Here is a 7,165-nt window from a genome sequence, read left to right on the forward strand (position 1 = left end):
TCTTTGACATATTAAATACAGCGTCGGCACGGAGAACGTGACTTTGGAACTTGTTGTGATTCGCTTTCAAATTTGTATCTTTGACATATTAAATACAGCGTATTTGTTTATGATTTTGAATTGGTAAAGGTTGTGATTCGCTTTCAAATTTGTATCTTTGACATATTAAATACAGCGGAAACACCGTCAATGTAAATAACAAATGTGTTGTGATTCGCTTTCAAATTTGTATCTTTGACATATTAAATACAGCACGAAACGAATGCCAAGTATGACAATGCCAGTTGTGATTCGCTTTCAAATTTGTATCTTTGACATATTAAATACAGCAATAAATTATTTTTTAAGTTTAGATAAATTGTTGTGATTCGCTTTCAAATTTGTATCTTTGACATATTAAATACAGCGAAGGGAGTAACGATACACTGAAAAAACAAGTTGTGATTCGCTTTCAAATTTGTATCTTTGACATATTAAATACAGCCTTTGTAGTGTAACAAAAAACAAAGAGCTAGTTGTGATTCGCTTTCAAATTTGTATCTTTGACATATTAAATACAGCAATTGCACATCACAATGATACCAACAATCAGTTGTGATTCGCTTTCAAATTTGTATCTTTGACATATTAAATACAGCCAGATCAATGTAAACAATCAAAGCAAATGTGTTGTGATTCGCTTTCAAATTTGTATCTTTGACATATTAAATACAGCTATTCAATCCTCGGTGTCAGCTAAATGGTCGTTGTGATTCGCTTTCAAATTTGTATCTTTGACATATTAAATACAGCAAAAATAAATAATTCTATAAAATAAGTGTGTTGTGATTCGCTTTCAAATTTGTATCTTTGACATATTAAATACAGCATATAGCTATTCGTAATATTTTATCATTCTGTTGTGATTCGCTTTCAAATTTGTATCTTTGACATATTAAATACAGCCTATGGAAGCGGTAAACCAAGCTAATCTGGGTTGTGATTCGCTTTCAAATTTGTATCTTTGACATATTAAATACAGCTGATTCCTTCTGGTGATATTGTTAAGGTTAGTTGTGATTCGCTTTCAAATTTGTATCTTTGACATATTAAATACAGCCCAATTTGTATAGTCATTTAATAGTCAAACAATTACACAACCAATTAGAATTAAAAATTAAAGTTGTATTTCATCAAAAAGCCGGTTAAAAAACCGGCTTTTTGTTTTTCAAAAGAGTTCGAGCTGTTGAGGTAGAACCTGTGGCTTTACCTCTTTCTTCCCATAGAAAATTTCCATCATACCGAATTGTTTATCAGTAACACAGAGAATACCTACTTTTCCAAACGGCGGTAAAGAAAGCTTCACCCGGCGGATATGTACATCGGCATTCTCCCGACTAGGACAATGCCGTACATAAATGGAAAATTGAAACATAGTAAATCCATCTTGCAACAGTTTCTTACGGAAGTCGGCATATAATTTACGTTCCCGTTTCGACTCTGTTGGCAAATCGAAAAATACCAATACCCACATAATACGATATTCGCTGAATCTATCCATATTAATTATAATTCTGGATAGATGATTTTACGTAACTCCCCGTTAAAACATTTGTATAAAGAGGCGGTAGTTTGGGCGACTGCGACCATCAAAGGACTACGCCGCCCTTGAATACCTACCTCTACCACCGGTAAAGACAATAACTTTGCTTTCAATTCGGTCGTTAACATCGAATAGTCTTTTCCACTTTCCATGATTTCACAGACCAAGCCATCGACATAGGGGCGATAAGGCTCCATCACATCATCGGCCAAACAATATGCATTATAACGGTTATGATGATGTATGCCCAAAGTAGGTAACAATCCACTAATAACGAGCGACCGGGCGACAACAGCCCGAAGAATAGCATAGCCATAATTGAGTAGATTGTTGGGGGGATCGCCGTCTCTGTCTCTGCGAAAACTATCGAGGTGAGGGAATATACTCGACCAATAATAGGCGGCAGCCCGTGCTTCCATATTATCGATGTCTCCGCTACGGACTTCGCCCACCCATGCCCGCATATTTTTGGCTACAATTCCCCGGCTCTCCAAAATTGCAGCTTGATTGGCAATCTTTTGCTGCACTGTCTGTTGCCAAAGTTGCTTTTTCAAAGGTAACGAAGCATTAAGTTGGTCTCGGAACCGTTCGTTTTGTGTCGTGTTCCCACAAAGGGGTAGTACGAGTCCCACAGGCAAACGACTTTTATCGCAAGTGATAATAGCGCAATTATTTTCGAGAAGGGCTTCGAGCAATCCTTGCGTGATCGTTATCTGCGAATGATCGAGTACGACCACTCCTATATCTTCGACAGGAATCGTCCGCTCTGCCTCTTTTTTGAAAGTATCGGGTAATGTGTCGTTATTCGACACTTCTGGCAGACGCAATACCAGCTGTGCATTGCGCAAACTCAGATACGAAGGATTCCCAAAATATAATGTGCGTTTGATCATACCGCTTTCCCATTTATGGATATTAGCATTCCCAATCTATCAACCTTTATGGGGATACAACTCTCTTTTATCATTTCATCGGTTCTGGCTCGTTCTGACTTATTGTTACTACCGAGCTCTATTTTTTGAAGAACAGGTGCGGCAACAAAAGCAGGCACAAAAAAGACTTGATACCCCGTGCAGCTTACCATCTTATATATTCTATTTCTATCTAACGGTTGACTTATTGAATCAGTTTCTGACTCCTCTTTGGTTGGCAAATAGACCAAATCATTCGGAGACAATATAAATGCCGGAGGATTTCCATTTTCATCATTAGGAGCAATACTTAATCCTTGTTTCAAATTACGAATAACATCATTCAACGGAATAGTCTTAAAAGTTCGCTCTTTATGGCACTCTCCACGATCGTTCTCCACTTCTTTCTCATAAACAGCAAAATACAAATTGGTGCCTTTTGCTGCCTCAACAAATTTCTTGGACTTATTTCCTACTGAGCCTAACGGGAATTTCATCGTACTACACTCATATATACGCACCTTATATATAGGCTTATGATCTTTCCCATTATTCAATGTCTTTATTGTTCTGTTCATTTCATCTATACCTTCTGGGGAGAATGCAAGTACCGGATCATTACCTTTATTTTCAAGATGCCTAAACAGAATCTTTTGAATACCTGTATCGGTTATGCTTTCTATTATTTTTTTAGCTTTCTCAAAATTGGAAACCCCACTAAACAAACTAATAAGATCGTTTCCAAAACGAGTTGCAAAATAACGATTTTTAGGTAATTCTGTTTGAGGATCTACTATCTCACGAGAATAATAACGCACCTCTATTTTCGACAGATTCACATCTTGCCAAACATCTTTATTATCCTCGAAATATTTTTTTATTCGCTTAGTATCATAGCCTTTACTCTGCAACTCTAATATTTTTGACCTTAAATCTTTTTCTACAATTCTCTTTGGATTTGTCAATGCTTCCCTCAACGAAACAAATCTAGTTCTCCATAAAAACACCTCTCCCGAAACGGTCTCTTTATGTAAAGGCTTCCTTATCGACCAATGATCGGCAGACTTTTGTTCTTTCCATTCTTTTTCGGAGGAATTATCTTTCCAATGTTGGAAATAATTGACTGTTTTGTTCAACACTCTCAGATTCTGGCGAAAGCTCACTATCACATTTTTTAAAGCGAACTCAACATCTCTTGTAAATTCTTCCCACGGTTTTAGAAATTCTTTCGGTACTTCCCGTTCTTTTAGTTTCCCATCTTGTTTGTACGACACATTCTCATATCTACGTAATTTTCTTGACAATTGATGCTTATTAGCATTATTTTGAGTATTTGAGCATTCGTTATTCAATAAATTCACATGATCACGAGTGGTACAAGCTATGACAATAGCATCCATAGCATGATGTCTATGGTCTATGCGTTTTTTATTGAAACCTTTTTGATACATCAATGGCATACTCGGAATCAAATGTCCTTCCTGATTAAAGGCTGTAAATTTTTCACCATTATCTGCTCTTATTTCCTCTAACCGCACAAAGCGAGGCAAAATAATATGATTCCATACATCATTCACACCCCAATCTTTTTTCAATCTATCGGTAATCGCACCGTTGCAAGAGATTACATTCTTAGAAACAGATTCTTGTTCATCATCTTCACGCACAATATTGGATAATAGATTCCGAATATATTTGCTTATATACCGGCTGTCATTCAACTGTCGATGACTAAATTCAGTAGGAATATCCTCGGCCAAAAGACGTTGCATTTTCTGCTTATTACTTTTATAATGCTCTTTTACGAAATCTTCATATTCTTCTACCGAAAAGATTCTCACGTTCCGTCCTCCGCTTAATTCTACAATTTCGCCACCTTTTTCTTTAACAAACTCATATCCCAACAAATCGCCTTTCTTGGCATTGACTTCGGCCTCACATATAACCTTGTTGGTAAATGAATCATCAAAGAAACGAGCTTGCGGAATTATATGTTCTATCTGATAGGCTGGTGTGAACAATTTTCCTAATGGTATTATTTCGCCTGTATAGGGAGAACGATACTTTTGCTCTAACCAACATTTATAACGAATTATTTCGTTCTTGGTCGGACGCTTTCCCTCTTCACTTTCATTGAATTTTTTCAGTATATTCTTTATTTCATCTTCTATTTCAGAAACACTGCTCAACACTCCATCTTCATAGATACGCAAAATTTCTTGTTGTGCAGGAGAATATGGACGAACATTTTCAATTCCAAGTTCCGGGTTCATAAATTCATGGAGTAACGCTTTGATGCGTAAATTGTCATTTTCATTCCTACTGATAATAGCACTGCGTCTTGCCCGTTCTTGGGCTGTTTGTTTCATATCCCTCCCCATTTCGATATGAATTTCGTCTATGGAACCTACTCGTCTCCAAATGTCCCGAACTACACGAAGTGTTTCCATAATCACTTGTTCAACTATAGGATTACGTAACGTGTGTTGTTTAAACTCTTTCAAGAATTTATCAATATCTTCAGGGCCATTCCACTTTTTAATTGTTTTAAGTTCCGAATGGCGATCATAAACGATATAACAAGCGAGCCACAGTGGTAACCCTTTGAATTGAGAAATATCGGTAAGAGAAATTGATTTTTCTCTTGTTCTTGCTCTGATAGTCTCGTCACACTCTCCATTAAGAATCTTTTCGATACGCTCCTTTGTATGATTATCAATAGATTCTAAATTCCAATATTTTCCTCTTCGCATCAAAGGCAGCAACTTGCCAATAGCCTTTGCCGAATACGAGCCATACCCACTTTCCAGTTTCACATTTTTTATTTTCTGTATCGTCTCATCGGAAAAATATACACTCAATCCAGAATAAATCCCTTTTGTTGACACATTTTTCGAACTAAGAGCTTTATCTATCTCAGACTGTGCTGAAACGGAATAAAGCAAGTGCCATATTTTTAATTCTATATCTTCCGAAAGAGCTTCTTTTTCATCGTTCAATAACTTTTTCAAAATAGAACTACGAGTTTTATTACCGGGATATTTTTTATCCTCTACATAATTCCATCGATATAAAGACACCGTATCTTCCGTCTTCGTCTTTTTAAGGCCTAAATGCTTCAACAAATCTTCTTGCGAAACCTCTGCCCGTTCATTAAGCCATTTGAACAATTCCACATAAGCGCTTTCATCTCTCAAAAAATCACTTGTTACATCAACGTTAAACTGCAATTTGCCGTCCACCTCTTTCACTTTTTGATAAATCCTTAAATTGGAAATAAACTGCCATATCCGAAATTCTTGGAACAGAGGATGGGATTTTGCAATACATTTCCTTGGTTTACTTTTTTTCTCCCCATTTTCTATATAAAAGGATTCTTCATACGGGCAATTATCAATCAAAGCCTTTTTGCTTTTCAATGGTCGTTGATAAAACAATATGTCTTTTATGAATAACGAAGTAAAATCCCAAGTTCCAATAACTCTTTTATGTGCCTCATTTTTACAATAAAGCAATTCTATACATTGATGATACAATTCCCTATCTTGTAATTCAAGATGGAATTTTTTTTGATTTTCCAAAATTAGAGATAACTCGTTTGTATAGTTTTCTCGTTCTATGGTTCGAATTAATTTTCCTTTAATTTTTTGATCTGGCTTTTGTAATAACGTATCATAAATATAAGTCCCCACTGTTTTACCAGATGATTTAATATCTACTTCTGTCTTCTTTTTGACTAACATCCAATCTTCTGGTTTCGGGATACTAAAAGAACGCTTCACCTTTCCTTCTTTATCAATCTGAGGACTCCCGTTATTATCGAGAGTTGTCGTTACGATAAACTCTTTAACTTGCCCTTCCCACTCATCAATGGGAACACTGCTAGCCCTACGATATACCCAATAATCATCCGTATCTCCCAAACCACTCTCTAAATACACATTATACCATGTGTCCTTTCCCTTTTTCTCTCCTGTGTCTTCCACTCGAACAACTTTCAAGGCATAAAATTCTATTTTTTTACCCTGAACTTCTTCATCTTCTCCACGAAGTTGAAAATAGCCTCGCTTTTGATTAAAATTTAAGAGTATCCATGCCAGCTCTTCTTTGGAGATCTTCTCAGTCAAAGCTTTTTTACGGAGATAGTAAATTGTCCAATCATAAGGCACTTTACGTCCATCTAACAATAATTGCGGTTGTGAGTGTCTAAAATCTTCCAACATTTCATTAAACGAATCTAAAAAAATAAATTCGTTCTTTCCCATCTTATCTTTTTTCCATGAAAGTTTTACCTCATTATCAAGAAAGAATTTACCATATTTATCAATATTTTGAGAATAATGTTCTGGCAAAAATCCCATACAATTCAGCACTCTTAACAACCTTTCTCTTCTCAATAAATACCTTTCCCTCAATCTTCTAGCACTTCGGTAACCTGTTCTTTCTCTTGTTTGAGACACAGAATTTCCGTTTTCAAAATTGCCCAAAGTTGCTTGATCCATAGGAATAATCCTACTTCCTGCAAGATCTATGCTTTGTAAGATTTCCTTTCCATCTTCATTTTTCAATGCTTTTACAATAGCCCAACCTATACTATTCGAGCCTAAATCCAATCCCAAAATGTTTTTCATGCCTACTATATATTTTATGGTATTATTATATTTAATATGTA

The 7,165-nt window shown here is 35.9% G+C and carries 3 protein-coding genes and 1 CRISPR repeat array; all 3 genes read right to left on the reverse strand.

The genetic code is table 11. The features are described 5' to 3' along the window. Nucleotides 1-52: 52 nt before the first annotated feature. Nucleotides 53-1,099: direct repeats of the CRISPR family, unit length 47 nt; unit sequence GTTGTGATTCGCTTTCAAATTTGTATCTTTGACATATTAAATACAGC. Nucleotides 1,100-1,207: 108 nt separating this feature from the next. Genes cas2 through cas9 form a run of 3 tightly spaced genes read right to left on the reverse strand, consistent with a single transcriptional unit; the run spans nucleotide 1,208 to nucleotide 7,124 of the window. Then, nucleotides 1,208-1,540, reverse strand: a complete 333-nt coding sequence (cas2, locus tag QVD32_RS12235; RefSeq protein ID WP_021891054.1) for a CRISPR-associated endonuclease Cas2 — start codon at nucleotides 1,538-1,540, stop codon at nucleotides 1,208-1,210. Nucleotides 1,541-1,545: 5 nt separating this feature from the next. Further along, nucleotides 1,546-2,475 (reverse strand): type II CRISPR-associated endonuclease Cas1, encoded by a 930-nt coding sequence (gene cas1, locus QVD32_RS12240; RefSeq protein WP_021891055.1) that lies wholly within the window; start codon nucleotides 2,473-2,475, stop codon nucleotides 1,546-1,548. Further along, nucleotides 2,472-7,124: a type II CRISPR RNA-guided endonuclease Cas9 gene (cas9, locus tag QVD32_RS12245; protein WP_195242031.1), complete on the reverse strand. Its 4,653-nt coding sequence runs from the start codon at nucleotides 7,122-7,124 to the stop codon at nucleotides 2,472-2,474. Before cas9 ends, cas1 begins: the two co-directional genes overlap by 4 nt. Nucleotides 7,125-7,165 lie beyond the last annotated feature (41 nt).

Source organism: Barnesiella sp. (assembly GCF_022723415.1).
Taxonomy (GTDB): domain Bacteria; phylum Bacteroidota; class Bacteroidia; order Bacteroidales; family Barnesiellaceae; genus Barnesiella; species Barnesiella intestinihominis.